Source organism: Shewanella sp. TB7-MNA-CIBAN-0143, assembly GCF_040310065.1.
In the GTDB taxonomy this organism is placed as follows: Bacteria; Pseudomonadota; Gammaproteobacteria; order Enterobacterales; family Shewanellaceae; genus Shewanella.
In genome coordinates this window covers 1-279 of record NZ_JBEOPL010000084.1, presented here as the reverse complement: position 1 = coordinate 279, position 279 = coordinate 1, and the positions used below count along the sequence as shown (strand labels likewise).

The 279-nt window shown below is 44.8% G+C and carries 1 pseudogene; it reads right to left on the bottom strand.

From position 1 onward, the window contains the following. Nucleotides 1-279: pseudogene (locus AAEY97_RS21200) on the bottom strand (TauD/TfdA family dioxygenase); the annotation flags it as partial.

The following is a 279-nucleotide window of genomic DNA, read 5'->3' as shown; positions in this document are numbered from 1 at the left end:
AGGTAGTACTGGTGTAACGGCTTTTAGTGAGCCGTCTTCAAGCCATTCCCACTCGTAACCAAGTTCGGTTAATTTATTATGTGCTTCGTCTTTGGTTTCTACACTTAGCGTACTTTTCCAGCTTCGGCCTTGGCCTGATGTTGCGTCGTCAGCGGCTGGCATATAGGTGGTATATTTTAGGCCTTTGTGTTCAAAGTCATGGGCAAGCTTGCTGTCGTATTCTTTTAATGCACTAAATAATTTATCTGATCGGCAAAGAGGTGTTGCACCGCCTTCTTC